The sequence below is a fragment of the Citrobacter sp. wls718 genome (genome assembly GCF_005280945.1).
Lineage (GTDB): Bacteria > Pseudomonadota > Gammaproteobacteria > Enterobacterales > Enterobacteriaceae > Citrobacter > Citrobacter gillenii.
The window spans coordinates 9,345-33,397 of the sequence record NZ_SZWV01000118.1 but is presented as its reverse complement, the minus strand read 5'-3'; the positions used below and the strand labels follow the sequence as shown (position 1 = coordinate 33,397).

Here is a 24,053-nt window from a genome sequence, read left to right as displayed (position 1 = left end):
CCGTAGAATAATTTGCTGAATCGTTTCTTCAGCCTTTAATCTGCTCACCGTTTTCATCGTCAGTAAAGTTCAAAGACGCTGAGTTGACGCAGTAGCGTTCACCGGTAGGTTTTGGACCATCCGGGAAGACATGTCCCAGGTGCGCATCACAGTTGCCGCAACGAATTTCAATGCGCTGCATGCCGTGTGACGTATCCTTAATGTAACGAATCGCCTCTTCACTGACAGGCTCGTAAAAGCTAGGCCAGCCGCAGCCAGAATCATATTTTGTATCAGAACGAAACAGCGGTTTGTCACAGATCAGGCAGTGGTAAACACCGTCCCGCTTGTTATGCAGCAAACGCCCGGTAAATGGCGGTTCTGTCCCATGATTTTGTGTCACGTAGAACTGCATTTCGGATAAATTTTTCTTTAGGTCTTCTGGAGAAGGTTGATTAGCCATTTGCTCACATCTCGCTTTATCTAAACTCACATTGCGAGACAGATTCTAACAAAACATTAACACCGCAGGGCGAACTTTTGTTCTAAACTTGATCATTGCGAAATGGCAGCCTATAAATCGTGATAGCAATCACGTTTTTATCTTGATTGCCCTTTAAAATTCGGGCCGCCGCCCCCATGTGGTTTCAAGCCCAAAGGAAGAGTGAGGCGAGTCAGTTGCGCAAAGCTTAGGCAGCAGATTGATTTGTCGCAATGATTGACACGATTCCGCTTGACGCTGCGTAAGGTTTTTGTAATTTTACAGGCAACCTTTTATTCACTAACAAATAGCTGGTGGAATATATGACTATCAAAGTAGGTATCAACGGTTTTGGCCGTATCGGTCGCATTGTTTTCCGTGCTGCTCAAGAACGTTCTGACATCGAGATCGTTGCAATCAACGACCTGTTAGACGCTGACTACATGGCTTACATGCTGAAATATGACTCCACTCACGGCCGTTTCAACGGTACCGTTGAAGTGAAAGACGGTCATCTGATCGTAAACGGTAAAAAAATCCGTGTTACCGCTGAACGTGATCCGGCTAACCTGAAATGGGACGAAGTTGGTGTTGACGTAGTTGCTGAAGCTACTGGCCTGTTCCTGACAGACGAAACCGCTCGTAAGCACATCACTGCTGGCGCGAAAAAAGTGGTTCTGACTGGCCCGTCCAAAGACAACACTCCGATGTTTGTTAAAGGCGCTAACTTTGACAAATACGAAGGTCAGGACATCGTTTCTAACGCTTCCTGCACCACTAACTGCCTGGCTCCGCTGGCTAAAGTTATCAACGACAACTTCGGTATTATCGAAGGTCTGATGACTACCGTTCACGCGACCACCGCGACTCAGAAAACCGTTGATGGCCCGTCTCACAAAGACTGGCGCGGCGGTCGTGGCGCAGCACAGAACATCATCCCGTCCTCTACCGGTGCTGCTAAAGCAGTAGGTAAAGTACTGCCAGAACTGAATGGCAAACTGACTGGTATGGCGTTCCGCGTTCCTACTCCGAACGTATCCGTTGTTGACCTGACCGTTCGTCTGGAAAAAGCTGCTTCTTACGAAGAAATTAAGAAAGCAATCAAAGCTGCTTCCGAAGGCCCGATGAAAGGCGTTCTGGGTTACACCGAAGACGACGTTGTATCTACCGATTTCAACGGTGAAGTTTGCACTTCCGTGTTCGATGCTAAAGCAGGTATCGCACTGAACGACAACTTCGTGAAACTGGTATCCTGGTACGACAACGAAACCGGCTACTCAAACAAAGTTCTGGATCTGATTGCTCACATCTCCAAATAAGTTGAGATGAAAATCTGATCCAAAAAGGCGACCTCGGTCGCCTTTTTTTATGGTTTTCAACATCAAGGATTGCATCATGATTAATAAAATTTTTGCACTTCCGATAATCGAACAAATTTCCCCTGTCCTCTCCCGTCGTCAGTTGGATGAACTGGAGGTCGTGGTGGTCGATCACCCGCAGGTGAAAGCCTCTTTCGCCCTACAGGGCGCGCATCTTCTGTCATGGAAACCGACCGGCGAAGATGAGGTCCTGTGGTTAAGCAACAATACGCCGTTTAAAACGGGCGTAGCGCTGCGTGGTGGCGTCCCTATTTGCTGGCCATGGTTTGGCCCGGCGGCACAGCCAGGACTTCCCTCGCACGGTTTTGCCCGTAATCTGCCGTGGACGCTGAAAGCGCACAACGAAGATGATAGCGGTGTGGTTCTGACGTTTGAACTGCAAAGCAGTGCTGAAACGCGTCAGCTTTGGCCGCATGAGTTTACGCTGTTAGCGCGTTTCAAAGTGGGTGCTACCTGTGAAATAGAACTGGAAGCCCACGGTGAATTTGAAACCACCTCCGCGCTGCACACCTATTTTAACGTCGGTGACATTGCAGCGGTGAAAGTGAGTGGCCTTGGTGACCGTCTGATCGATAAAGTTAACGATGCGAAAGAAGATGTCCTGGCTGACGGTATCCAGACGTTCCCGGACCGCACCGACCGCGTGTATCTGAACCCGGAAGCGTGCAGCGTCATCCATGACGATTCACTGAACCGCAACATCGACGTCGTACACCATCACCATCTGAACGTTGTCGGCTGGAACCCAGGGCCAGCCCTGTCTGTCAGCATGGGTGACATGCCGGACGACGGGTACAAAACATTTGTCTGCGTAGAAACCGCTTACGCGACCGCGCCGCAGAAAACCACCACTGAGAAACCTTCTCGCCTGGCACAAACAATTCGTGTTGCTAAGCGCTAAGATTTTGCCAGTTGCCTGATGGCAACTGGCGTTTTATCAGGCCATATCTAGCGGTGTTTTGGCTGCAGGGGCAGGAAAAGCCGAGTCTAACAACATCAACTCCTCGTCAGAAAGCGTCATATTTAGCGCTGCGGCATTCTGCTCAACGTGTGCGACATTTGCCGCCTTCGGAATGGCTATCACCCCCGGTTGTCGAATAACCCACGCCAATAAAATCTGCGCGGCGCTGGCCTTGTGCGCGTGCGCAATCTCACTCACCACCGGATTAGTGAGCAAATCTCTGCGTAAACGCCCCGCCTGGGCCAACGGGCTGTAGGCCATGACCGGTATCTGCCGTTGCTGACACCATGGCAGTAAATCAAACTCAATGCCGCGTGACGCCAGATGATACAGCACCTGATTCGTGGCACACTGCTGTCCACCAGTAACCTGCCATAGCGCCTGCATGTCTTCATAGTCGAGGTTAGAAACGCCCCAGCGGCGGATTTTCCCTTGCGCGATCAACCTTTCCATCGCCTCAACCGTCTCTGCAAATGAAAAATTACCCGTCCAATGCAGTAAGTAGAGATCCAGATAATCGGTCTTCAGTCGCCGCAGGCTCGCTTCGCAGGCCGCGATGGCTTTCTGGCCCCCAGCATTCCAGGGATAAACTTTTGATACCAGAAAAGCGTCATCGCGTCGCCCCAATAACGCCTCGCCGACAATCTCTTCCGCTGCACCATCAGCGTACATTTCTGCAGTATCAATAAGGCACAAACCCAGATCCAGTCCAGCACGCAGCGCCGCCACTTCAGCTCCCCGGCAATGGGCGTTTTCACCCATATACCACGTCCCCTGCCCGATAGCAGGAAGCGTGGCCTGCCCGGTAAACATCACCTGTTTATCTGTCATCTCACTCTCCTGTATTTTGCACCACAGTAAAGCAAAACAGTGCGCATGTGTCCTGTAATGGTGCACAAATTGCACCATCATCGTTTGGGCTATTTGTTGCCCGGCCTGCCAGCAGACAAAAAAAAGCCCGCTGTAATGCGGGCTTCTGTTTAGAATGGTCAGTTATCAGAACTTGTAGGTAATACCCGTAGAGATCAGACCCGTCCAGGATTTGTCCACCATCGGACTGTCGGTCACTTCATCAGACAGGTGGGTATAACGCGCCGTCGCGTATGCACTCCAGTTGCCGATGAAGTTATAATTTGCGCTCAGCTCCAGGTACGGGCTCCAGCTGCTATTTGGATCGTAGCTACGCAGGCCGCTGCGAGAGGATTCATGATGCGATACACCATAATAGTATTCGTTTTGGTTTTCGCTGTTCCACTCGACACCGATCCCCGGCGTCAGCGTCAGGCCACCGTTAGTGTAACGATATAACCACGCCAGATCCCAGACGATACCATTACTGTTGTCCAGCGCGTCTCCCGCAAGGCTGGTGCGCAGGAAGCCGTATTGCGTATTGTGGACGTAAGACAGACCGGCCATCATGGTGCTCTTACGTTTATCCAGTCGACGCAATTGACTGTTATCGCTGTCGCCCGGCTTAAAGTACATCGGTGACCAGTAAGCCATGACAGACAACTTATCGGTATTGTCATTCCACAGGTAGTAACCGCCCCCCAGCCCACGGAACCAGAAGTTCTCACTGTCATAGGTCACTACAGGTACCGGGTAAACGTCGTTATCGTATTGTTTATAAGCGTTCTCAACCACACCAACGCCCGCGCCCAGCGACAGGTCGCTTTCTGCTTGTGCTACGCTGGAAGAAGTGGCAATAAGCACGCCAAGTGCCAGAAGTTTGAGTTTGGTCACAGTCCATAATTCCTTATTCAAATGTAAAGCACCCAAAGTGTAACCGTCATTGCGTGACAGCCCAACTATTTTACGTATTCATCTCGTTATGTAACCCTCTAATTTCTCAGCGAGTGATGACATTTTACTTGCAGCCCGATGAACAAGGCATGAATTCCGTCCTATTTCTTTACATAAGATGTCTATTTTTTGCCGATGAGTTATTGATATGCCATTGAAATTCGTTTGCGCGCGCAGGCAAGTTTTGCAAATGCCATCTACGCTTAATTTTAGAAGGTGTATCACCGAATACGTTGATCTTCTGACCATCAAAATGGCATGAGAGTTGCTTATTTTTCCAGCAGCGACGTCGTTCAGTTTACCTCTTCAGGGGCCTCTACTATTCATATGAACGGCTCTTAACATGTGCTAAAAAACGAAAGGACGGCATACCATGAATATATTCGATCACTATCGCCAGCGTTATGAAGCTGCCAAGGACGAAGAGTTCACGCTGCAGGAGTTTCTTACCACTTGTCGGCAAGATCGCAGTGCTTATGCCAACGCGGCAGAGCGGCTATTAATGGCTATTGGTGAGCCTGTCATGGTCGATACTGCCCATGAACCTCGACTTTCTCGACTCTTCTCTAACCGGGTTATTGCACGTTATCCCGCGTTTGAAGAGTTTTACGGCATGGAAGACGCGATTGAACAGATTGTCTCCTATCTGAAGCACGCGGCGCAGGGGCTGGAAGAGAAGAAGCAGATCCTGTATCTGCTGGGGCCTGTAGGGGGAGGAAAATCCTCTCTTGCTGAGCGACTGAAGTCGCTGATGCAGAGGGTACCGATTTATGTCCTGAGCGCCAACGGTGAACGCAGCCCGGTTAACGATCACCCGTTATGCCTGTTTAATCCGCAGGAAGATGCACAAATCCTGGAGAAAGAGTACGGGATCCCACGTCGCTATCTTGGCACCATTATGTCGCCATGGGCCGCGAAGCGTCTGCATGATTTTGGTGGAGACATCACCAAATTCCGCGTGGTTAAAGTGTGGCCGTCTATTCTGGAACAAATCGCTATCGCCAAAACGGAACCGGGCGATGAGAACAACCAGGACATTTCCGCGCTGGTCGGCAAAGTGGATATTCGTAAACTCGAACACCACGCCCAGAACGATCCGGATGCCTACGGCTATTCCGGCGCACTGTGCCGGGCTAACCAGGGGATTATGGAGTTCGTGGAGATGTTTAAAGCACCGATTAAAGTGCTACATCCTCTGCTGACCGCAACGCAGGAAGGTAACTACAACGGGACAGAAGGTATTTCTGCCCTGCCGTTTAACGGCATCATTCTTGCCCACTCAAACGAATCTGAATGGGTGACGTTCCGTAACAACAAAAATAACGAAGCCTTCCTTGACCGCGTATACATCGTGAAGGTTCCGTATTGCTTACGCATTTCCGAAGAGATCAAGATCTACGAGAAATTGCTTAATCACAGTGAATTGACCCACGCGCCGTGCGCACCGGGTACGCTGGAAACGCTGTCTCGCTTTACCATTCTTTCTCGCCTGAAAGAGCCAGAAAACTCGAGCATCTACTCGAAGATGCGCGTTTACGATGGCGAGAGCCTGAAAGACACCGATCCGAAAGCGAAATCCTATCAGGAGTACCGGGATTACGCCGGAGTCGATGAGGGGATGAACGGTCTGTCAACGCGCTTCGCGTTTAAGATCCTCTCCCGCGTGTTTAACTTTGACCATGTAGAAGTGGCAGCCAACCCGGTGCACCTGTTCTATGTTCTGGAGCAGCAAATTGAGCGCGAGCAGTTCCCGCAGGAGCAGTCCGAACGTTATCTCGAGTTCCTGAAAGGTTATCTGATCCCGAAATACGCTGAATTTATTGGCAAAGAGATCCAGACCGCCTATCTGGAATCCTACTCCGAGTATGGACAGAACATTTTTGACCGTTATGTCACCTATGCGGATTTTTGGATCCAGGATCAGGAATACCGTGACCCGGATACCGGTCAGCTGTTTGACCGCGAGTCGCTGAATTCAGAACTGGAAAAAATTGAAAAACCGGCGGGTATCAGCAACCCGAAAGATTTCCGTAATGAGATCGTCAACTTTGTTCTGCGCGCCAGAGCGAATAACAGCGGTCGTAATCCAAACTGGACCAGTTACGAAAAACTGCGCACGGTTATTGAGAAGAAAATGTTCTCCAACACCGAGGAGTTGCTGCCGGTCATTTCGTTTAACGCTAAAACCTCAACTGACGAGCAGAAAAAGCACGACGATTTTGTCGACCGCATGATGGAAAAAGGCTACACGCGTAAACAGGTGCGTTTACTGTGCGAATGGTATTTGCGCGTACGTAAATCGTCTTAACATAAGTGCCCGGTGGCGCATGCGCTTACCGGGCATGCAAAACAATGTTCCGTAGGCCGGATAAGCGCCAGCGCCATCCGGCACTTACAGACATGGCGAACAGTTGGCAGTACGGGGGGCATATGACCTGGTTCATAGACCGACGTCTTAACGGTAAAAACAAGAGCACGGTTAACCGCCAGCGCTTCTTGCGCCGTTATAAATCACAAATTAAACAGTCGATCTCCGAGGCCATTAATAAGCGTTCGGTGACTGATGTCGATAGTGGCGAGTCTGTCTCTATCCCAACCGATGATATTAGCGAACCGATGTTCCATCAGGGGCGTGGAGGCCTGCGCCATCGCGTACATCCGGGTAACGACCATTTTGTGCAGAACGACCGTATAGAACGCCCTCAGGGCGGCGGCGGGGGTTCAGGAAGCGGGCAAGGCCAGGCCAGCCAGGATGGAGAAGGCCAGGATGAGTTCGTGTTTCAAATTTCTAAAGATGAGTATCTGGATCTGCTGTTTGAAGATTTGGCACTGCCGAATCTGAAGCAAAATCAGCAACGTCAGTTAACGGAATACAAAACCCACCGTGCGGGTTTCACCTCCAATGGGGTGCCAGCCAATATCAGCGTGGTGCGTTCCCTGCAAAACTCACTGGCGCGCCGCACGGCGATGACGGCAGGTAAACGTCGGGAGCTGCACGCGCTTGAAGCTGACCTGGAGACCATCGCCAATACAGAACCGGCGCAGTTGCTGGAGGAAGAACGCCTACGCAAAGAGATTGCTGAACTGCGGGCAAAAATTGAACGCGTCCCGTTTATCGATACCTTTGATTTACGCTATAAAAATTATGAAAAACGACCCGATCCTTCCAGCCAGGCGGTGATGTTCTGTCTGATGGACGTTTCCGGCTCGATGGATCAGTCAACGAAAGATATGGCCAAGCGGTTTTACATTCTGCTGTATCTGTTCTTAAGCCGTACCTACAAGAACGTGGAAGTGGTTTACATTCGCCACCATACCCAGGCAAAAGAGGTGGACGAGCATGAGTTCTTCTACTCTCAGGAAACCGGGGGCACCATCGTCTCCAGCGCGCTGAAGTTGATGGATGAAGTGGTGAAAGATCGTTACGATCCTGCCCAGTGGAATATCTATGCGGCGCAGGCATCAGATGGCGATAACTGGGCGGATGACTCACCGTTGTGCCATGAGATTCTGGCGAAAAAACTGCTGCCGGTGGTGCGATATTATAGCTATATCGAAATCACCCGCCGCGCGCACCAGACCTTATGGCGTGAGTACGAGCATCTGCAATCGACCTTTGATAACTTTGCCATGCAGCATATCCGTGACCAGGATGATATCTATCCGGTGTTCCGGGAACTGTTTCATAAGCAGAGTGCCACAAGTTGAGATGAACCATTGACGATCGGCCAGTTACGTACTGTTTCTGGCTGATTTTTCAACATGATACGCCCTATACGCCGTTTACACTTGTCTCTGCCGGGCAACGCTCAACTCCAACGCTGAAATATCGCCAGATGACAACAGCGGTTGCAACGCCACCAGCGTCTCTTCCGCCAGTTGATACAAATCCAGCGCCAGCAATCGTTTAATATCCTCTTCGGGAAGTCGATATCTTATGATCTTCGCCGGATTCCCGCCGACAATCGCATACGGAGGTACATCTTTGGTCACGACAGCACCCGCAGCCACGACAGCGCCTTCTCCAACCGTCACGCCAGGCATAATCATCGCGCGCATACCTAACCAACAGCCATCCTTGAGAACCGTGTCTCCGCGAAACTGGTAGGCATCGTTGATGGACGCCATAAAGGGGTAAAGACTTATCCAGTCCAACCGGTGGGTACTGTTTCCCCCCATAACAATCACGCTCTCGGCACCAATACAGACGAAATTACCGATGATCAACTTATCCAGATGCCCGAGCGGTTCCCACTCTCTGCTAACCTCGTCGCCAAGTAAATATCGCACGACTGAAGCCTCAAAGCCTTTATCCCAGCAGTCGCTGTAATAACTGTGCGTCCCTTTAATTACGATATTGGGATTCGTCACTGTCTGGTGAAGATATTCCATTCTCGACCAGTGTTTTTCTGACATTCCAGTAGCCCTTTACTCAGTTATGTTCTTAACGCACATTACATCCTTTCTACCAGCGGATAGAAATCTTTATTTTCCCGCTGCATACGCTCAAACACTTTGCGTAATACGGTATTGGCGTTGCGTCTGAACGCCTCGTCATTACCCATCAACTTGCTGGCAATATTCCAGCGGCGCGAAAACGCATCATACTCACCAACAATATCCGCCATTTCACGTTGAAATTGGGTACTGACCTGTCTGAGTTTACTATTCCCATCCTGTTCAATTTGAGGATAAAGAAACTGATCTTCCGCTGACAGATGCGTTTTAATGATCGCACTCATGCTCACGATCGCCGCAGCAATTTGCTGCGCATTGGATGATACCCCGGACTGGCTTAACGTACGTAGAAAAGATATTTTTTCGAGAATATCAACGTGCTGATGTTTCATTTTATCCAGATTCATCCCTTTATCCTTTTTATTTACCCTTTACGGAACAGCAGGCGATATAGTTGAGTTGGTGACGCTGTGCGCGGAAAAAACGGAACATCTTAAGAAAACGCTGGCGATTCTCATGCGTGCGTAGTCCGTTATAAGCAATTTTAAGGGCGCCGTTAAATCCCTCATCACGAATTAACCCCTGCGGCGACATTAGCGACATTTCACCATTTTGCTGTAGCACCTGTTCAAATCCCGCGCCCAGAAATAGATCGCGCCAGCCTTGCTGCGTCAGTGGACTCACATTTGACTTCACAACCTGCTGAAGCTGGTTTTGATCGCCCTCTCCCAGTTTTTGCGCCGTAAACATAATGTCATGGGTTAACAAGCGCCCACCAGGTTTCAGTACCCGATGGTATTCCGCAATCAACTTCGTCTTAGCCTTATCACCGTACATCGTGAGCATGGCTTCATTAATCACCACGTCAAAACTGTTGTCGGCGAAAGGAATAGTATTCGCATTAGCGGCCATGACATGAATGTGATTTTCCAGCCCATGGACAGCGACGTTATTTCTCGCCTTAACCAGCGCATTTTTATCCATATCAATGGCGTATACAGTGCAGCCAAAGCGTTGCACCAGTTCAATCGCCGTGGTCGCCATGTTACACGCCACTTCAAGCACCTGACTGTCTGACGTCAATTGCGACTGGCTGAACAGCCATTCTGTGGCTTCTATACCCCCCGGGCGCAGGCGGGTTTTCCCCAGGCTGGCCAGAAATGTATGGCCTGCTTTTTCCATCGTACTCATCGGCCTGTCTCCTTTTCTATAAGTTGCATTATAAATACAACATTAGAGATTAAAGGTGAAGAGTACGAATGATTTTTATTACAAAAATAGCCAACAATGGGTCATTCCCATACCGTTAGAGTGGACGTTTAGCGTGTGATAAACTGAAGTATCGGACTTACAGGGCTGAAAAACATTATGAAATTTCATCATAAAGCGCTCCGGCACTTTATCTCCGTAAGCGTTATTGTTTTGACCTCTTCTTTTCTGGTGTACGAACTGATTGCCAGCGATCGGGCAATGAACGCCTATATGCGTTATGTCATTGAGAAAGCCGACTCTTCTTTCCTGTATGATAAATACACTAATCAGAGTATTGCCGCCCATTTAATGCGCCGTTTTTCATCGCCCAAAGCCCCTGTTTCTGCTGAACAACGAAAAGCACTGTGCCAGGCATTTGAGCACGTTAACGGCACGTACGGGCTGAATCTCACCTCACATAGCTACCTGCCGTTACGCGGTACTTTACAGACCCACTCAGCAAACTGTATTGAACAACTTGATGACATATTCTTGTTGCCCGCTTTCGACCAGGCGGTCAACGTCAATCGTGAACTGGTCGATTATGGCCATGGATTAGCCACACTGGAGTATAAATTTCGTTATTACATTGATTTAAATAATAACTATATCTATTTCTACAACCTGATTAACTCTAATCAGTTCACGATGAATCATTGGTCTTTTTTGCAAAAAGGCACGCTGGGAATTCACCAGAACGATATCGATGATGTTTTTACCGGCCGCACCGTCATTTCCAGTATTTATGAGGATGATCTGACGCAAGAAAAAGTCATGAGCTTTATCACCCCGGTCTATTACGCCGGTAAACTCAAAGGCGTCGTGATGGTGGATGTGAACAAGGACAATCTGCGGCATATTTTTTATACCAGCGATCGTCCCCTCGTCTGGCGTTATCTGAACGTCACGTTGTCTGACGTCAGTTCAGGAAAAGAGATCGTCATCAACCAGAGTGAATCAAACCTGTTCCAGTATGTGCAATATGTTAATGATATTCCCGGCGGAATACGGATCACACTCTCCCTTGATTTAATGTACTTTATTGTCTCTTCCTGGAAAATTTTCGCTTTTTACCTGCTGGCAACCGCGCTACTGCTGAATTTGGTCAGAACCCACTTTCGTTTGTATCATAACGTCCGGCGCGAAAATATCAGCGATGCGATGACCGGGTTGTACAACCGTAAAATCTTAACGCCAACGCTTGAGCAACGTTTGCAGCAACTGGTCAACGCCGGAACGCGGGTGACATTTATCGCTATTGATTGTGACAAGCTAAAAACCATTAATGACACGCTGGGACACCAGGAAGGCGATCGTATTATCACTATTCTGGCCAAAGCGATTCAAAACGCGATCCGCAAAAGTGATTATGCTATTCGCCTCGGGGGCGATGAGTTCTGCATGATTCTGATCGATTATCCTGCCGAGCTCACTCCTCAGTTGCTGGAACGGATCGACGAGAACTTACACATTATTGCGCCGGGGACCTCCGTTAGCTTTTCCGCCGGCATTTATAATATGCAGCCGGGTGACACCATTAACGATGCTTACAAAGCCTCTGACGCCCAGCTGTATCTCAACAAACAGAAAAAGCACCCTCGTTCGTGATACTTTTTCTGCGCAGGATTTTTATTGTGGTATCAGGAGTAAGAGATGACGGAAGTAAATACAGGTAATGTAACCCATCAACGTTTGGTCGCGTTATTGTCGGAACACGGCGCAACGTACCGCGTGGTCAGCCACGACGCCGTCGGCAAATGCGAGGCGGTATCAGAGATTCGTGGCACAGCCTTGGGTCAGGGTGCAAAAGCTCTGGTGTGTAAAGTGAAAGGCAATGTCGTCAATCAGCATGTGCTTGCTATTCTTTCTGCCGATCAACAGGCTGATCTGAGCCAACTCGCCAGCCATCTTGGCGGCTTGAGGGCCTCCCTGGCAAGCCCTGCTGAAGTGGATGAACTGACGGGATGCGTCTTTGGCGCCATTCCTCCTTTCAGCTTCCATCCTCAGCTCAAGCTGGTCGCCGATCCACTCTTGTTCGAGCGTTTTGATGAGATTGCCTTTAACGCCGGGGTGCTGGACAAATCGGTCATTATGGACACCCAGGATTACCTGCGCATTGCGCAACCGGAGTTAGTCACGTTTCGCCGCACGCAATAACACGCTATAACGCCCCGTTACCGGCACAGAAACGCACGGTTATGCGTTCGCCCAAATAGCGTATACATCACTAAAAAAAGCCTGTTCCACCACGCATTTGCGCGTACAGTAAGCAGGCTTATCTTTTTTGGCAAGGAAACTACGATGTTTGATGTCACTCTGCTGATCCTGCTCGGACTGGCAGCTCTGGGCTTTGTCAGCCACAACACCACTGTCGCCGTTTCAATCCTGGTGCTGATTATTGTCCGTGTCACCCCGCTGAACACCTTTTTCCCGTGGATTGAAAAACAGGGCCTGACTGTCGGGATTATTATCCTGACGATTGGCGTGATGGCACCGATCGCCAGCGGAACGCTACCGCCCTCCACGCTCATTCACTCCTTCGTAAACTGGAAGTCACTGGTCGCCATTGCTATCGGCGTATTCGTCTCCTGGCTGGGTGGACGTGGCGTCACGCTGATGGGCAGTCAGCCGCAGTTAGTCGCCGGGTTGCTGGTCGGTACGGTACTGGGCGTTGCGCTGTTTCGCGGCGTCCCTGTGGGGCCGCTCATCGCCGCGGGTCTGGTTTCGCTGATTGTGGGGAAACAGTAGCCAGCCCCGTCAGATAACGGCCTGGGGTTTGACCCAGGCCTTTTTTGAACATGGTGATAAAGGCGGTTGTTGAATCGTAACCCAGCATGTGGGCGACCTGCTGGACGTTACGACCATCAACCAGCGCCTGTAATGCCAGAATCAACTGTAGTTGCTGACGCCAGCGGCGAAAACTCAGCCCGGTCTCTTTCACCACCAGCCGGGCAAGATTGCGTTCGCTCATCGCAAACACGCTAGCCCACTGGCCCAAGGTCTGCCATTGCGCGGGCTCCTGCGCCATCGTTGCGACCATCCTGCGAATTTTCGGATGATCGGAAACCGGCAGCTGCATTTGCTCCTGCGGTTGCTGCGGAAGTTCATCAAACAAAACCTGCGTCAGCCGCTGCGTTGACGGCTCCAGCCGCTGGGCATCGGTTCTGGTCGCCAGCGAAAGAATCAGTTCCCGGCAGAGTGGTGATATTTTCAGCGTGCAGCAACGTTCAGGCATCACCACCGCCTGCGGTTCAATAAACAAAAAACACAGCTCAGCGCCAACGGTGACGTGATTACTGTGAGGGATCTCACCCGGGATCCACACCGCGTACTGGGGTGGCACCATCCACATGGCGTGTTCAACTTCACAGGTAATCGCGCCATGCAATGCCAGGATCAACTGGCCTTTACGGTGCTGATGCAGCGGGCTGAAGAGTTCATCTTCCTGAGCCTGAATACAAAAAGCCACAGCGGCATCGTGATAGCGATCCGGTTCATACCCGTCCAGCCTCAGTCCCAGCATAACGTTGTCCGATTTTAGCGATAATCTGTCATTTTAGCTTGATTCATCCATGGTGTAAAAACGGTAAGGTATCGCCTCGCCTGACGATAAGAGAAAAAGATGACCTATTCCCCTTCCCCCCGCGGCAAACAAGGTGCGTTGCTGATTGCGGGTATCCTGATGATCGCCACCACGCTTCGCGTTACCTTTACCGGTGCTGCGCCACTGCTGGATGCCATTCGCGCAGATTACGCGCTGACGACCGCCCAGACGGGGCTCCTGACTACCCTGCCGCTGCTGGCCTTTGCGTTAGTTTCCCCCCTGGCGGCGGGCGTTGCCCGTCGATGGGGTATTGAGCGCAGTCTGTTTGCCGCCATGCTGCTGATTTGCGCCGGTATTGCCATACGTTCATTGCCCTCGCCGCCATTCTTATTTGGTGGAACCACCCTCATTGGCTGTGGGATAGCATTAGGCAACGTGCTGCTTCCGGGGCTGATTAAGCGTGATTTTTCACAACATGTCGCAAAACTTACCGGGGCGTACTCGTTGACGATGGGAGCTGCGGCCGCCATTGGCTCAGCCATCGTGGTGCCGCTGGCGCTTAACGGATTCGGCTGGCGCGGTGCGCTGATGATGTTGATGGTCTTTCCGCTGCTGGCGCTGTTTATCTGGCTACCGCAGTATCGCCAGACGAGCCATGCCACGATGAGTAACTCGCGCGCGTTGCATTCCCGAGGGATCTGGCGCTCCAGCCTCGCCTGGCAGGTGACGCTGTTTTTGGGGATCAACTCACTCGTCTATTACGTGATTATCGGCTGGTTGCCCGCTATTTTGATTAGCCATGGCTACAGCGAGGCGCAGGCGGGTTCGCTGCACGGTTTGCTGCAACTCGCTACTGCCGCACCCGGCTTACTGATCCCTTTAATCTTGTTTAAATTGAAGGATCAACGCGCCATTGCCGCTTTGGTCTCATTAATGTGTGCGATTGCAGCCGCAGGATTCTGGCTGCTACCCAACCAGGCCGTGTTGTGGACGATTTTATTTGGCTTTGGCTCGGGCGCGACGATGATCCTCGGACTGACGTTCATCGGACTTCGTGCCAGTTCTGCGCACCAGGCGGCTGCGCTATCCGGTATGGCGCAGTCTGTGGGGTACTTGCTGGCGGCGTGTGGACCGCCGTTAATGGGCAAAATTCACGACCTCAACGGTAACTGGCAGATACCGTTGATTGGCGTCGCCCTGCTAGCGACGCTGATGGCTGTGTTTGGCCTGTATGCTGGACGCAGCCGTGAGATAACCTCGCCATAACGCATGGGGCAGGCTCATTGCAGATCTGCCCGACTTTTTATCCGCGCGCCGCGCGTAACATCGCCTGAACCAGTGGCACGGGTTTCCCCGCCAAGGCACCCCGTTCATGTTGAAAGAGCGTGCCAACATAAAAAGGATGCGTCACCAGTTCAATGGCACGAATATCTCCCGCCTCATCCCAGCCCGTCACGCGTAAATCCCCACGCTCCAGTTCGTCGGCAAAGGCTTGCGATACGCCGTAGTTGCAGTGATAACCTTCAGAGATCACCTCCTGATTGTAGGCTCTGGCGATCAGCGTATTCGCCCGCAGTTCGATATCATCCGTTTTTTCGACCAGCGAGCAGTTCAATGGGGCAATTACCATGCGACCTTCGGTATCCGTTTCTGCGTGTGCGGCATCGTGCCAACCCAGCACGTTGCGGGCATATTCGAGGATGGCATGCTGAAAACCACCGCAGGTGCCGAGAAAGGGAATACTGTTTTCACGGGCGTAACGAATAGCCGTCAGCGCACCTTCTGGATGCTGATACGGGCTACCGGGCACCACCCAAATAGCGTCATAGCCGACCAGGTCCTCACCGCTATTAATATCCGATGTGGTTAGCCAGTCGTAATCCGCCATTAATTCCAGCACCGCGGCAGCGTCATCAATAGCAAGGGGAATCGCCTGATGCGCGACAATGTCAGGGTTGTAGTCACCGACCAGCGCAATGCGAAGTGTATTTTTTACAGGGGAAATGTCCATGAGAGTTTCCTTGTGTCCAGACAATAAGGGACAACATAAGGAGCCTCACCCTACCGATATTTTGTTGTTTTCACAATCCCTTAAATTGGGAGTCAGTCGCGACAAAATGCTATAATGGTCACGTTTTACGATCTTAATGTACCGTAAAGACGATAATAAAACGTCTCCATTCGGTGACATAACGGAGCGGATTGAGAAATGAATATTCAATGTAAACGCGTGTATGACCCGGCTGAACAAAATGATGGTTATCGCGTTCTGGTCGACAGACTGTGGCCACGGGGGTTAAAAAAAACCGACCTGGCCTGCGATGAGTGGAATAAAGCGCTCACGCCCTCGACTGAATTACGCAAAGCATTTCATGCTGAACTTATTGATTTTAAACATTTCGCAGAACTATACCGCGCCGAGCTTGCTCAACAGCAGCAGGAAGGGAAACGGCTTGCTGACATCGCGCGTCAACAGACCGTCACGCTACTGTATGCGGCAAAAAATACGCAGCAAAACCACGCTCTCGTGCTGGCCGAGTGGCTACGTCAATGGTAGCAGGCTCTCACTGCGTTTTAGCCGGGTGATCTCTGCGCCAAAGCGCCCATTCGTCGATTACTTCTCCTCCGGGGAGCTTGCAGTCAGAACGTACCCCTTGCGGCGTTTGTACCGCAATCAGCGAACCTCCTTTTTGCTGGCAATAGACGGATGCCGGATTCGCCATACCCACTTTCGGTGGCATTGGTGCATCGGGTTGCGTCGAACATCCCGCTAACATCAGCATACTTGGCAACACAATAAACATAGATTTCATGACCGCTCCTGCAAATAATGTTATTGCGGAAGATTACCCTGACTGCCCGCCTACCTCCATGTTTTACTGATGCGTTTTCATTCTCCGCTTACATTTCATACAGTTCGGCTTGTTTCATCTTTCACAGTGTTGTTTTATCATGCAGGCATCACCGTCGTTGTTACTACTCAGGAGTATTTACCTCTCATGTCTGACATGATCCTTGCCAGAGTCTCACAATCATTAGCCACCGAGCAGTCTGTTGAGGGTCTGGTTCGGCAACTTCTGGAGATGCTGGAAATGGTGACTGACATGGAGTCGACCTATTTAACCAAAGTCGATTTAGATGCACGCCTGCAGCATATTCTGTATGCACGTAACAGCCGACAGATGCATATACCCGAGGGTTTGTCGGTGCCGTGGGATGAAACGTTGTGCAAGCGCGCAATCGAAGAAAACTGCCTGTACAGTGATAACGTCCCCGCTCGCTGGCCAGACTGTGCCGCCGCACGCGCGCTGGAAATTACCACCTTTTTGAGCACGCCAGTCCACCTTCCGGATGGGACATTTTACGGCACGCTTTGCGCCACCAGCCGGCAGCAACAAACGTTGAGCCAACGCGGAGAGCAGGTCCTGCATCTGTTTGCGAGTCTGATTGCCCAGTCGATTCAAAAAGAGTCACTGGTGGCGCAATTACGTGAAGCGAATGCGGCACTCATTGCACACTCCTACACCGACGCGCTCACCGGATTACCTAATCGTCGGGCCATTTTCGAAAATATGGAAACCCTCTTTTCGCTGGCTCGCCATTTGCAGCAAAAAATTATCGTCGCCTATATTGATTTAGATGATTTCAAGCTGATCAATGACCGTTTTGGCCATGAAGTTGGTGACCAATTTTTGATCCAGGTTGGGCAACGTTTGCGCCATGTGTGTAGTGAAAACGATATTCTCGGCCGACTGGGCGGCGACGAATTTCTCGTCGCGGGTCTGTCACAAAAAAGTGAAGAAGATCAACACACGCGCATGCAAAGGGTTAAAGACCAGTTGCAACAACAACTCTGCGGCGACTATCAGCTTGGCGCTATCAGCCTGTTTTATCCTGGCGCCAGCCTGGGCGTGATTGAAGTCGATCCGCGAGAAACCGACTTAAACTGTGCGCTTCATAACGCTGATAGCGCGATGTACCTGGATAAAAAACGCGAGGGCAAAACTGCTTTTGTCACGCATTAAGCCCTGTTATTCTGGCTCATCTTCACATAACGTTGGCTGGTGAAACCATGCGGATTGGTATTATTTTTCCTGTCATTATCTTCATTTCCGCCGTTGTTTTTTTATCCTGGTTCTTTATTGGCGGCTACGCCGCTCCGGGAGCATAACCATGAAAAAAACAACGCTCATCATGATTGGCGTCGCCATTATTGTGGTACTCGGCACCGAATTGGGCTGGTGGTAAAAAAATAAAGGCCACACGAAGTGGCCTCTACTTCAATATCTGTTTTGATTTAGCTTTTGACTTTTCTGTAGATAAACAGAACAACGAGCGCGCCGATAATCGCCACGGCAAAGCTGCCAAAGTTGAAACCATCCACTTTGCCAAAGCCAAGCAATGTACTGATCCAACCGCCAACGACTGCACCGATAACCCCTAAAATAATAGTCATAAAGAATCCGCCGCCGTCCTTGCCCGGCATAATCCATTTTGCCAATATCCCAGCGATAAGACCGAAAATAATCCATGAAAGTATACCCATTTTTTTCCTCGCTTATGTTTTTACGTGAACGATTGACTCGTTATTTAAAAGCATAGCATAGCGCCGAAAAATTAAAATTTGTGATCACCATCACCATGGATTTTCATCTTATTCCGATGTTTCATGATCTTAGATCACCGCAAATGGCGATCTTTTCTGACGTTTATCGTCATTAATGTCGTTTCGTCAGTGACTTTACGTTTAATTTCGCAGCCCAACCCTACCGTGACTACGTTTTCAATTCTGGCACACTTTATGCTTTAACAGCCCGTCACTACGATACATCGTAGCCCGTGACCTATTCACGTGGCTGCGTCTACAATTCGCGCTATTTCAGCATTTAACAGGTCTGTTATTGATGAAAAAAATCACCAGTGTATGCCCATACTGCGGGGCCGGGTGCAAGCTCAAGCTTGTTGTTGAAAATAACAAAATCATCCGCGCCGAAGCCGCTGAAGGGGTGACCAACCAAAACCAGCTATGTCTGAAAGGCTACTACGGTTGGGATTTTCTTAACGACACGCGCCTTCTGACTCCCCGTCTAACTCGCCCGCTGATCCGTTATGAAAAAGGGGGAAAGTTCACGCCCGTCAGCTGGGATGAAGCCATTCGCTACACGGCAAAACGCTTATCCGACATCAAAAATGCTCATGGTCCCCGCGCCATCATGACTACTGGCTCTTCCCGTGGAACAGGAAATGAGACCAACTATGTGATGCAAAAGTTCGCGCGTGGCGTGCTCAACACCAATAATGTCGACTGCTGTGCTCGCGTATGTCATGGCCCTTCCGTTGCCGGATTACAGGAAACCTTAGGCAATGGCGCGATGAGCAATTCCATCAGCGACATTGAAAATTCCAAATGCCTGCTCATCTTTGGCTATAACTGCGCAGACTCTCATCCGATAGTCGCCCGCCGGGTCATCAAAGCCCGTCAGAACGGGGCGAAAATCATTGTCTGCGATCCTCGCCGCATTGAAACCGCGCGTATTGCAGACCAGCACCTGCAGTTGAAAAATGGCTGTAACATGGCGCTGGTCAACGCCTTTGGACACGTGCTGATTGAAGAGCAGCTCTACGATCGTGAATACGTACAAAAGCATGCCGAAGGCCTGGAAAGCTATTGGGAAACCGTAAAGGACTATGCGCCTGAAACCGTTGAACACCTCACCGGGGTGCCAGCTCAACAGGTACGCCAGGCGATGCGCACCTTTGCCGCCGCACCGTCAGCGACGGTGATGTGGGGAATGGGCGTGACGCAGTTCGGCCAGGCTGTCGACGTCGTGCGTGGGTTGTCGAGTCTGGCCTTGCTGACCGGCAATCTGGGTCGACCTAACGTCGGCGTCGGCCCGGTACGCGGGCAGAATAACGTTCAGGGCGCATGCGACATGGGCGTGCTTCCCAATCAATTTCCGGGCTATCAGGACGTTACCGATTCCGCAGTGAGAGCGAAATTTGCTCAAGCCTGGGGGATTGACGTCAACCTGATGGATGACAAGGTGGGCACACGGATCACCGAAGTCCCGCATCTGGCGATTGAAGGCAAAGTTAAAGCCTACTACATCATGGGGGAAGATCCGCTGCAAACCGAAGCCGATTTGGGCCTGGTTCGAGAAGGCTTCAACGCGCTTGATTTTATCGTGGTGCAGGACATCTTCATGACCAAGACGGCGGAAATGGCCGACGTTATCCTGCCCGCAACCTCATGGGGCGAACACGGTGGCGTCTTTACCTGCGCCGATCGTGGTTTTCAGCGTTTTGAGAAGGCGATCGAACCCACCGGGGATGTGAAGCGCGACTGGGAAATTATCAGTCTGTTGGCGACCGAAATGGGTTACCCAATGCAGTATCAAAACAACCAGCAAATCTGGGATGAGATGCGCGAACTCTGTCCGCTATTCTATGGGGTAACGTATGAGAAAATGGGCGATATGGGCCATATTCAGTGGCCTTGCCCGGATCTCGATCACCCTGGCACCCCGTATCTCTATCAGAATAGTCGGTTTGATACCGCCAACGGTAAGGGCAAGCTGTTTGCCGCTCAGTGGCGAGCCCCTGCCGAAGTACCGGATGAAAAATACCCGATGGTGCTCTGTACCGTACGCGAAGTGGGGCATTACTCCTGTCGTTCCATGACCGGCAATTGCGCAGCACTGCAGGCGCTGGCAGATGAACCGGGCTATGTGCAAATCAATACTCAGGATGCCGCCAAACAGGGGATCCGTCATCGTGACCTGGTGTGGGTGAGTTCCCGTCGAGGGAAAGTCATCAGCCGTGCCGATGTCTCCGAGCGCATCAATAGCGGAACGGTGTATATGACGTATCAGTGGTGGATTGGCGCATGTAACGAGTTAACCCAGGATAATCTTGATCCTATCTCGAAAACGCCGGAAACCAAGTATTGCGCGGTGAATATCGAACACATCACCGATCAACATTGGGCAGAGAAGTATGCTGCGCAATCATATAGCGAGATGAAGTCACGTTTATGTGAGGCTATTGCGTAAATAACAGTACACACAGCCTGAGTCTTTTGTTCAAGGCTCAGGCTGTTATTTCGATCACTTAGCCAGCAGTTGCTTGCCTACACGAACAGATGCGTATTCTTCCTTCTTATCTCGCCGCATAAAACCAAGGTTCATCAGAAATAATCCCACCATAAACGGCAGTTCATACAGCTCTTCAATAAGATCGCCGTAATGGGCATTATGCAGAAACAGTGGCGACAGCAGGCGATGATGTTCTACGGTGTCAGATATTAAAAATGCACAGGTGGTGATTGCCAGCAGCCAAATCGGCAGCGGTTCATTACGTACACGACGTGCAATATCCTGCCGTAAGCGCTTCGACAATAACACTGGCAGAATAATCATGGCAATTAACACGACTGAAATGGTTCTGAACAGAAGTTTAGGGTGCTCAGGGAAATAATCACGTCCCCAACTGGTGCTTCTGCCCAGTAAAACCAGCCACCACACTGCCGCCCACAGCCAAAATTGCTTCTCACCTTCAGGACGAGATAAAGGCCGAATATAGACGAGAGTAAATATCGCGCCAAACAGTAGCCACAGCGCCTGCCCATTTTCAATCCATCTGACAACGGTGCCGTTTAACAGAGGAAGATTCCAGTTTGCGGTGAACGGGATCGCGACGATGACCAATCCAAGAATGAGTGTGGGTAATGTAAGCTGGGTGTTCAATTTCATAAGCAAGATGTTCTGTAGTGTTACTGTGTACCGATCATAACCCCTGTGAATGGTTGCCTATTAGCAATGAATGCGATGTTCTTAAGGTTTTCTTAAGAATTCTTTTTTCGGACTGTTTAAGTAACCAGTCACAGGATGTCAGTCAATAAAAAAACCGCAGCATGCTGCGGTTTTTTATATAAATCATAGAGTAACGGCGTTTATGGCGTTACCAGCCGCAAACATCGTGTTCATTTTCTGTATCGTACGAACGTACGGTATTCACCAGATCTTTGACCACTTCGGCTGCCACGTCGGGTACCAACAGCGTCATTGGCGCTTCCGTTTCATAATCAACAGAAACGCCATTGCTGTTATTGGTTACGGTGACGGTATAGGTTGCTTTACTCATGACTCACTCCTTGCCGGTACGCACGACTTTTCGTTGATTAGCACTCTCCATCAGAACCTCAGGCGCAACGAAAAAATCGATATTAAAGTAGGTGTCGTCGGTCATCACTTCGATGTTATGCCATTTTTCCGGTGGAAAAACGCCAAACTGACCGGCTTCAATAATCATCACCTCTACGGGCTCCGGGCTGTGCTCATCTGCGAATCCGAGATATTTGACCGCCCCCTGCATAACCGACAGTCGAGGATAAACCCCCGCACGGGTACCTTTATCAAGGTGGCGTTCGAAAATTCCGGCAGGCGCAGTGTCTTTGTTCCAGAACGGTGTTGAGCGTGTATGAATGTGATTCTGTGGAATTTGAAGCATCTTTCTTCCCTTTTCCAGTCGACAACCAGCGAGCCTTATTGAATCGCTGCTGTGAACAGGGTACGCCTCAAAATATACATTTAAAATACCATTTATTGGTTAGTATTCTTACTGATGGACAATGATAAGAATGGGGAAAAACGCAAAGCCCGCCGCCTGGAGCGGGCTAATGGTGTTAAGACTGAAGCGTCGCCAGACGGGCGGCAAATCCCACAAAAATTAAACCGATGAGAGAATTGCCCACCTTCGCCAGTTTCTTCTTGGTGCGAATATACTGCGTGACAAAAGCACCGGAGAAAATAAGGAAGCTCAGGTAGAAAAAGCTCACGATTTCAAGCGTAATGGCCAAAATAAAGAACGACAACCCTGAATGTGTTGCATTGACGTCAATAAATTGAACGAAAAACGACACATAAAACAGAATGGCTTTTGGATTAGTCAGACTCAAAATTAATGCACGTTTGAAAATAGCACCAAAGGGCGTTTCTTCGGCCGCAGTCTCCGTGGCCTTCGATTTTAACGTGGCATACAGAATCTTCGCGCCGAGATATAACAGATAAAAAGCCCCCAGATAACGCACGATATTAAACAAAACGGGCGTTGTTTTGATCAGTGCCGCAACACCTGCGTAGGCCAAAAACATCAGCACGGCATCACCGATGAACACCCCGCAGGCTGCAAGGTAACCGCCCTTCACCCCTCGCCCTACGCTGTTCTTCAGCACGAATATCGTATTGGGCCCCGGTACCAGTACAATAAAAATAGCCCCCACCAAATACGTCCAGTAATTCAGAACTCCATACTCTGCGAACACGTTAACCTCTTCCTGATAAAACACATGCACTTGCTGCGAGACAATATGCTAACGAATGCATCACCTGATGGAAAGAGAAGCTTATGAATAGCGCACTCTGTTGCAGAATATTTTTCGTTCCAGATTTGCAACGATGAAACTCATTTTTGCGACTACCCAATACCCCGGATAGCCACTACTGTTTATCAATAGATTTCGCCGTCGAGGCCCCCTCTCATCACCTGGAGAAAGAAAAAATGACGATTACCTATAAACGTGTGGATAAGGATCAGGCTGCCGTACTGTTGGTCGATCACCAGGCAGGTTTACTGTCGCTGGTCCGTGATATTGATCCCGACAAGTTTAAAAACAACGTGCTGGCGCTGGCCGATCTGGCGAAGTACTTCAAACTCCCCACCATTCTGACCACCAGCTTTGAAACCGGTCCTAATGGCCCTCTGGTTCCTGAGCTGAAAGCGCTGTTTCCTGACGCCCCTTACATTGCCCGCCCGGGGCAGATTAACGCCTGGGACAACGACGATTTTGTCAACGCGATTAAAGCGACGGGTAAAAAACAGCTGATCATTGCCGGTGTCGTCACCGAAGTGTGCGTCGCCTTCCCTGCACTATCGGCCATTGAGGCAGGGTTCGACGTGTTCGTGGTTACCGATGCGTCCGGCACCTTTAACCCGCTGACCCGCGACTCTGCCTGGAACCGTATGTCTTCTGCCGGCGTGCAGTTGATGACCTGGTTCGGTCTGGCCTGTGAATTACACCGCGACTGGCGTAATGACGTTGAAGGGCTGGGCACGCTGTTTTCCAACCATATTCCTGACTATCGCAACCTGATGACCAGCTACAGCACGCTGGCTTCCGGAAAATAATATCCGCAATTT

27 protein-coding genes and 1 pseudogene are annotated in these 24,053 nt (G+C 50.4%); 14 read left to right on the top strand and 14 right to left on the bottom strand.

Annotation, left to right across the window (positions count from 1 at the left end; translation table 11 throughout):
• Positions 1 to 28: 28 nt before the first annotated feature.
• Entirely contained in the window at positions 29 to 442 is a 414-nt protein-coding gene (gene msrB, locus FDW95_RS22805; protein WP_168246963.1) for a peptide-methionine (R)-S-oxide reductase MsrB, read from the bottom strand.
• Positions 443 to 783: 341 nt separating this feature from the next.
• Here msrB and gapA point away from each other — a divergent pair, with 341 nt between their 5' ends.
• Together gapA and FDW95_RS22795 are read left to right on the top strand one after the other, a co-directional pair.
• Complete coding sequence (gapA, locus tag FDW95_RS22800) at positions 784 to 1,779, top strand: glyceraldehyde-3-phosphate dehydrogenase (RefSeq protein ID WP_096757311.1); 996 nt, start codon at positions 784 to 786, stop codon at positions 1,777 to 1,779.
• Between the two features lie 76 nt (positions 1,780 to 1,855).
• Positions 1,856 to 2,740, top strand: a complete 885-nt coding sequence (locus FDW95_RS22795; RefSeq protein WP_115258694.1) for a D-hexose-6-phosphate mutarotase — start codon at positions 1,856 to 1,858, stop codon at positions 2,738 to 2,740.
• A gap of 36 nt (positions 2,741 to 2,776) precedes the next feature.
• Here the strand turns inward: FDW95_RS22795 and FDW95_RS22790 are convergent, their stop codons facing one another.
• Both FDW95_RS22790 and FDW95_RS22785 read right to left on the bottom strand, forming a co-directional pair.
• Positions 2,777 to 3,631 carry an aldo/keto reductase gene (locus FDW95_RS22790; protein ID WP_115258695.1) on the bottom strand — a complete coding sequence of 285 codons (855 nt, stop codon included), beginning with the start codon at positions 3,629 to 3,631 and terminating at the stop codon, positions 2,777 to 2,779.
• 165 nt (positions 3,632 to 3,796) lie between these two features.
• Entirely contained in the window at positions 3,797 to 4,543 is a 747-nt protein-coding gene (locus tag FDW95_RS22785; RefSeq protein ID WP_115258696.1) for a MipA/OmpV family protein, read from the bottom strand.
• A 433-nt stretch (positions 4,544 to 4,976) separates the two neighbouring features.
• Here FDW95_RS22785 and yeaG point away from each other — a divergent pair, with 433 nt between their 5' ends.
• Together yeaG and FDW95_RS22775 are read left to right on the top strand one after the other, a co-directional pair.
• Positions 4,977 to 6,911: a protein kinase YeaG gene (gene yeaG / locus FDW95_RS22780; protein ID WP_096757315.1), complete on the top strand. Its 1,935-nt coding sequence runs from the start codon at positions 4,977 to 4,979 to the stop codon at positions 6,909 to 6,911.
• A gap of 122 nt (positions 6,912 to 7,033) precedes the next feature.
• Positions 7,034 to 8,311, top strand: a complete 1,278-nt coding sequence (locus FDW95_RS22775; protein WP_096757316.1) for a YeaH/YhbH family protein — start codon at positions 7,034 to 7,036, stop codon at positions 8,309 to 8,311.
• A gap of 75 nt (positions 8,312 to 8,386) precedes the next feature.
• Here the strand turns inward: FDW95_RS22775 and FDW95_RS22770 are convergent, their stop codons facing one another.
• Genes FDW95_RS22770 through FDW95_RS22760 form a run of 3 tightly spaced genes read right to left on the bottom strand, consistent with a single transcriptional unit; the run spans position 8,387 to position 10,252 of the window.
• The gene (locus FDW95_RS22770) at positions 8,387 to 9,019 is read right to left on the bottom strand and encodes a CatB-related O-acetyltransferase (protein ID WP_170973041.1); all 633 of its coding nucleotides are present in this window, start codon (positions 9,017 to 9,019) and stop codon (positions 8,387 to 8,389) included.
• Between the two features lie 38 nt (positions 9,020 to 9,057).
• Positions 9,058 to 9,468, bottom strand: coding sequence for a hemerythrin domain-containing protein (locus tag FDW95_RS22765; protein WP_115258698.1), 411 nt, complete (start codon positions 9,466 to 9,468; stop codon positions 9,058 to 9,060).
• A gap of 13 nt (positions 9,469 to 9,481) precedes the next feature.
• Complete coding sequence (locus tag FDW95_RS22760; RefSeq protein ID WP_115258699.1) at positions 9,482 to 10,252, bottom strand: class I SAM-dependent methyltransferase; 771 nt, start codon at positions 10,250 to 10,252, stop codon at positions 9,482 to 9,484.
• A gap of 177 nt (positions 10,253 to 10,429) precedes the next feature.
• On the opposite strand from FDW95_RS22760, the gene dgcJ reads away from it, so the two are divergent.
• The 3 genes from dgcJ (at position 10,430) to FDW95_RS22745 (ending at position 13,060) form a co-directional block, all read left to right on the top strand.
• Entirely contained in the window at positions 10,430 to 11,920 is a 1,491-nt protein-coding gene (gene dgcJ, locus FDW95_RS22755) for a diguanylate cyclase DgcJ (protein ID WP_096757320.1), read from the top strand.
• A 45-nt stretch (positions 11,921 to 11,965) separates the two neighbouring features.
• The gene (locus FDW95_RS22750) at positions 11,966 to 12,469 is read left to right on the top strand and encodes a YbaK/prolyl-tRNA synthetase associated domain-containing protein (protein WP_115258700.1); all 504 of its coding nucleotides are present in this window, start codon (positions 11,966 to 11,968) and stop codon (positions 12,467 to 12,469) included.
• Positions 12,470 to 12,613: 144 nt separating this feature from the next.
• A complete protein-coding gene (locus FDW95_RS22745) occupies positions 12,614 to 13,060 on the top strand; it encodes a DUF441 domain-containing protein (RefSeq protein ID WP_016152803.1) in 447 nt (148 codons plus the stop codon).
• Here the strand turns inward: FDW95_RS22745 and FDW95_RS22740 are convergent.
• Positions 13,043 to 13,835, bottom strand: a pseudogene (locus FDW95_RS22740) (helix-turn-helix transcriptional regulator); the annotation flags it as partial. The gene FDW95_RS22745 and the pseudogene FDW95_RS22740 sit on opposite strands and share 18 nt — an antisense overlap.
• Before the next feature lie 99 nt (positions 13,836 to 13,934).
• Here FDW95_RS22740 and FDW95_RS22735 point away from each other — a divergent pair.
• Positions 13,935 to 15,122: a CynX/NimT family MFS transporter gene (locus FDW95_RS22735; protein ID WP_115258702.1), complete on the top strand. Its 1,188-nt coding sequence runs from the start codon at positions 13,935 to 13,937 to the stop codon at positions 15,120 to 15,122.
• Positions 15,123 to 15,159: 37 nt separating this feature from the next.
• Here the strand turns inward: FDW95_RS22735 and FDW95_RS22730 are convergent, their stop codons facing one another.
• A complete protein-coding gene (locus tag FDW95_RS22730) occupies positions 15,160 to 15,867 on the bottom strand; it encodes a CTP synthase (RefSeq protein ID WP_115258703.1) in 708 nt (235 codons plus the stop codon).
• 198 nt (positions 15,868 to 16,065) lie between these two features.
• Here FDW95_RS22730 and FDW95_RS22725 point away from each other — a divergent pair, with 198 nt between their 5' ends.
• Positions 16,066 to 16,413 carry a DUF488 domain-containing protein gene (locus tag FDW95_RS22725; protein ID WP_115258704.1) on the top strand — a complete coding sequence of 116 codons (348 nt, stop codon included), beginning with the start codon at positions 16,066 to 16,068 and terminating at the stop codon, positions 16,411 to 16,413.
• A 7-nt stretch (positions 16,414 to 16,420) separates the two neighbouring features.
• Here the strand turns inward: FDW95_RS22725 and FDW95_RS22720 are convergent, their stop codons facing one another.
• Positions 16,421 to 16,669, bottom strand: a complete 249-nt coding sequence (locus FDW95_RS22720; protein WP_115258705.1) for a DUF333 domain-containing protein — start codon at positions 16,667 to 16,669, stop codon at positions 16,421 to 16,423.
• Positions 16,670 to 16,855: 186 nt separating this feature from the next.
• On the opposite strand from FDW95_RS22720, the gene FDW95_RS22715 reads away from it, so the two are divergent.
• The 3 genes from FDW95_RS22715 to yoaJ are packed head-to-tail and all read left to right on the top strand — an operon-like array spanning position 16,856 to position 18,104.
• Positions 16,856 to 17,881, top strand: coding sequence for a sensor domain-containing diguanylate cyclase (locus FDW95_RS22715; protein WP_115258706.1), 1,026 nt, complete (start codon positions 16,856 to 16,858; stop codon positions 17,879 to 17,881).
• A gap of 47 nt (positions 17,882 to 17,928) precedes the next feature.
• A complete protein-coding gene (locus tag FDW95_RS22710; RefSeq protein ID WP_096757327.1) occupies positions 17,929 to 18,027 on the top strand; it encodes a YoaK family small membrane protein in 99 nt (32 codons plus the stop codon).
• Positions 18,028 to 18,029: 2 nt separating this feature from the next.
• A complete protein-coding gene (gene yoaJ / locus FDW95_RS22705) occupies positions 18,030 to 18,104 on the top strand; it encodes a protein YoaJ (RefSeq protein WP_099530266.1) in 75 nt (24 codons plus the stop codon).
• A gap of 49 nt (positions 18,105 to 18,153) precedes the next feature.
• Here yoaJ and FDW95_RS22700 read toward each other — a convergent pair whose 3' ends face one another.
• Positions 18,154 to 18,402: a GlsB/YeaQ/YmgE family stress response membrane protein gene (locus FDW95_RS22700; protein ID WP_115258707.1), complete on the bottom strand. Its 249-nt coding sequence runs from the start codon at positions 18,400 to 18,402 to the stop codon at positions 18,154 to 18,156.
• A gap of 358 nt (positions 18,403 to 18,760) precedes the next feature.
• Between FDW95_RS22700 and fdhF the strand changes: the two genes are divergently transcribed.
• Positions 18,761 to 20,908, top strand: coding sequence for a formate dehydrogenase subunit alpha (gene fdhF / locus FDW95_RS22695; protein ID WP_115258708.1), 2,148 nt, complete (start codon positions 18,761 to 18,763; stop codon positions 20,906 to 20,908).
• Between the two features lie 54 nt (positions 20,909 to 20,962).
• Here fdhF and FDW95_RS22690 read toward each other — a convergent pair whose 3' ends face one another.
• The 4 genes from FDW95_RS22690 to leuE form a co-directional block, all read right to left on the bottom strand.
• On the bottom strand, positions 20,963 to 21,607 hold the full coding sequence (locus FDW95_RS22690) for a hypothetical protein (RefSeq protein ID WP_115258709.1): 645 nt from the start codon (positions 21,605 to 21,607) through the stop codon (positions 20,963 to 20,965).
• A 208-nt stretch (positions 21,608 to 21,815) separates the two neighbouring features.
• A complete protein-coding gene (locus FDW95_RS22685; protein WP_096757331.1) occupies positions 21,816 to 21,998 on the bottom strand; it encodes a DUF1869 domain-containing protein in 183 nt (60 codons plus the stop codon).
• A 3-nt stretch (positions 21,999 to 22,001) separates the two neighbouring features.
• Positions 22,002 to 22,364, bottom strand: a complete 363-nt coding sequence (gene yeaR, locus FDW95_RS22680) for a DUF1971 domain-containing protein YeaR (RefSeq protein WP_096757332.1) — start codon at positions 22,362 to 22,364, stop codon at positions 22,002 to 22,004.
• Positions 22,365 to 22,539: 175 nt separating this feature from the next.
• On the bottom strand, positions 22,540 to 23,178 hold the full coding sequence (gene leuE, locus FDW95_RS22675; RefSeq protein WP_115259957.1) for a leucine efflux protein LeuE: 639 nt from the start codon (positions 23,176 to 23,178) through the stop codon (positions 22,540 to 22,542).
• A 236-nt stretch (positions 23,179 to 23,414) separates the two neighbouring features.
• On the opposite strand from leuE, the gene ycaC reads away from it, so the two are divergent.
• A complete protein-coding gene (ycaC, locus tag FDW95_RS22670; protein WP_096757333.1) occupies positions 23,415 to 24,041 on the top strand; it encodes an isochorismate family cysteine hydrolase YcaC in 627 nt (208 codons plus the stop codon).
• Positions 24,042 to 24,053 lie beyond the last annotated feature (12 nt).

Bases quoted from the DNA above. Each gene is read 5' to 3' on its own strand.
- FDW95_RS22765 (WP_115258698.1), bottom strand. From the start codon at position 9,468: ATGAATCTGGATAAAATGAAACATCAGCACGTTGATATTCTCGAAAAA.
- dgcJ (WP_096757320.1), top strand. From the start codon at position 10,430: ATGAAATTTCATCATAAAGCGCTCCGGCACTTTATCTCCGTAAGCGTT.
- FDW95_RS22725 (WP_115258704.1), top strand. From the start codon at position 16,066: ATGAATATTCAATGTAAACGCGTGTATGACCCGGCTGAACAAAATGAT.
- FDW95_RS22750 (WP_115258700.1), top strand. From the start codon at position 11,966: ATGACGGAAGTAAATACAGGTAATGTAACCCATCAACGTTTGGTCGCG.
- FDW95_RS22710 (WP_096757327.1), top strand. From the start codon at position 17,929: ATGCGGATTGGTATTATTTTTCCTGTCATTATCTTCATTTCCGCCGTT.
- FDW95_RS22760 (WP_115258699.1), bottom strand. From the start codon at position 10,252: ATGAGTACGATGGAAAAAGCAGGCCATACATTTCTGGCCAGCCTGGGG.
- FDW95_RS22770 (WP_170973041.1), bottom strand. From the start codon at position 9,019: ATGTCAGAAAAACACTGGTCGAGAATGGAATATCTTCACCAGACAGTG.
- yeaG (WP_096757315.1), top strand. From the start codon at position 4,977: ATGAATATATTCGATCACTATCGCCAGCGTTATGAAGCTGCCAAGGAC.
- gapA (WP_096757311.1), top strand. From the start codon at position 784: ATGACTATCAAAGTAGGTATCAACGGTTTTGGCCGTATCGGTCGCATT.
- FDW95_RS22730 (WP_115258703.1), bottom strand. From the start codon at position 15,867: ATGGACATTTCCCCTGTAAAAAATACACTTCGCATTGCGCTGGTCGGT.
- FDW95_RS22775 (WP_096757316.1), top strand. From the start codon at position 7,034: ATGACCTGGTTCATAGACCGACGTCTTAACGGTAAAAACAAGAGCACG.
- FDW95_RS22715 (WP_115258706.1), top strand. From the start codon at position 16,856: ATGTCTGACATGATCCTTGCCAGAGTCTCACAATCATTAGCCACCGAG.
- ycaC (WP_096757333.1), top strand. From the start codon at position 23,415: ATGACGATTACCTATAAACGTGTGGATAAGGATCAGGCTGCCGTACTG.
- FDW95_RS22795 (WP_115258694.1), top strand. From the start codon at position 1,856: ATGATTAATAAAATTTTTGCACTTCCGATAATCGAACAAATTTCCCCT.
- fdhF (WP_115258708.1), top strand. From the start codon at position 18,761: ATGAAAAAAATCACCAGTGTATGCCCATACTGCGGGGCCGGGTGCAAG.
- FDW95_RS22700 (WP_115258707.1), bottom strand. From the start codon at position 18,402: ATGGGTATACTTTCATGGATTATTTTCGGTCTTATCGCTGGGATATTG.
- FDW95_RS22790 (WP_115258695.1), bottom strand. From the start codon at position 3,631: ATGACAGATAAACAGGTGATGTTTACCGGGCAGGCCACGCTTCCTGCT.
- FDW95_RS22735 (WP_115258702.1), top strand. From the start codon at position 13,935: ATGACCTATTCCCCTTCCCCCCGCGGCAAACAAGGTGCGTTGCTGATT.
- msrB (WP_168246963.1), bottom strand. From the start codon at position 442: ATGGCTAATCAACCTTCTCCAGAAGACCTAAAGAAAAATTTATCCGAA.
- FDW95_RS22685 (WP_096757331.1), bottom strand. From the start codon at position 21,998: ATGAGTAAAGCAACCTATACCGTCACCGTAACCAATAACAGCAATGGC.
- yeaR (WP_096757332.1), bottom strand. From the start codon at position 22,364: ATGCTTCAAATTCCACAGAATCACATTCATACACGCTCAACACCGTTC.
- FDW95_RS22745 (WP_016152803.1), top strand. From the start codon at position 12,614: ATGTTTGATGTCACTCTGCTGATCCTGCTCGGACTGGCAGCTCTGGGC.
- FDW95_RS22690 (WP_115258709.1), bottom strand. From the start codon at position 21,607: ATGAAATTGAACACCCAGCTTACATTACCCACACTCATTCTTGGATTG.
- FDW95_RS22720 (WP_115258705.1), bottom strand. From the start codon at position 16,669: ATGAAATCTATGTTTATTGTGTTGCCAAGTATGCTGATGTTAGCGGGA.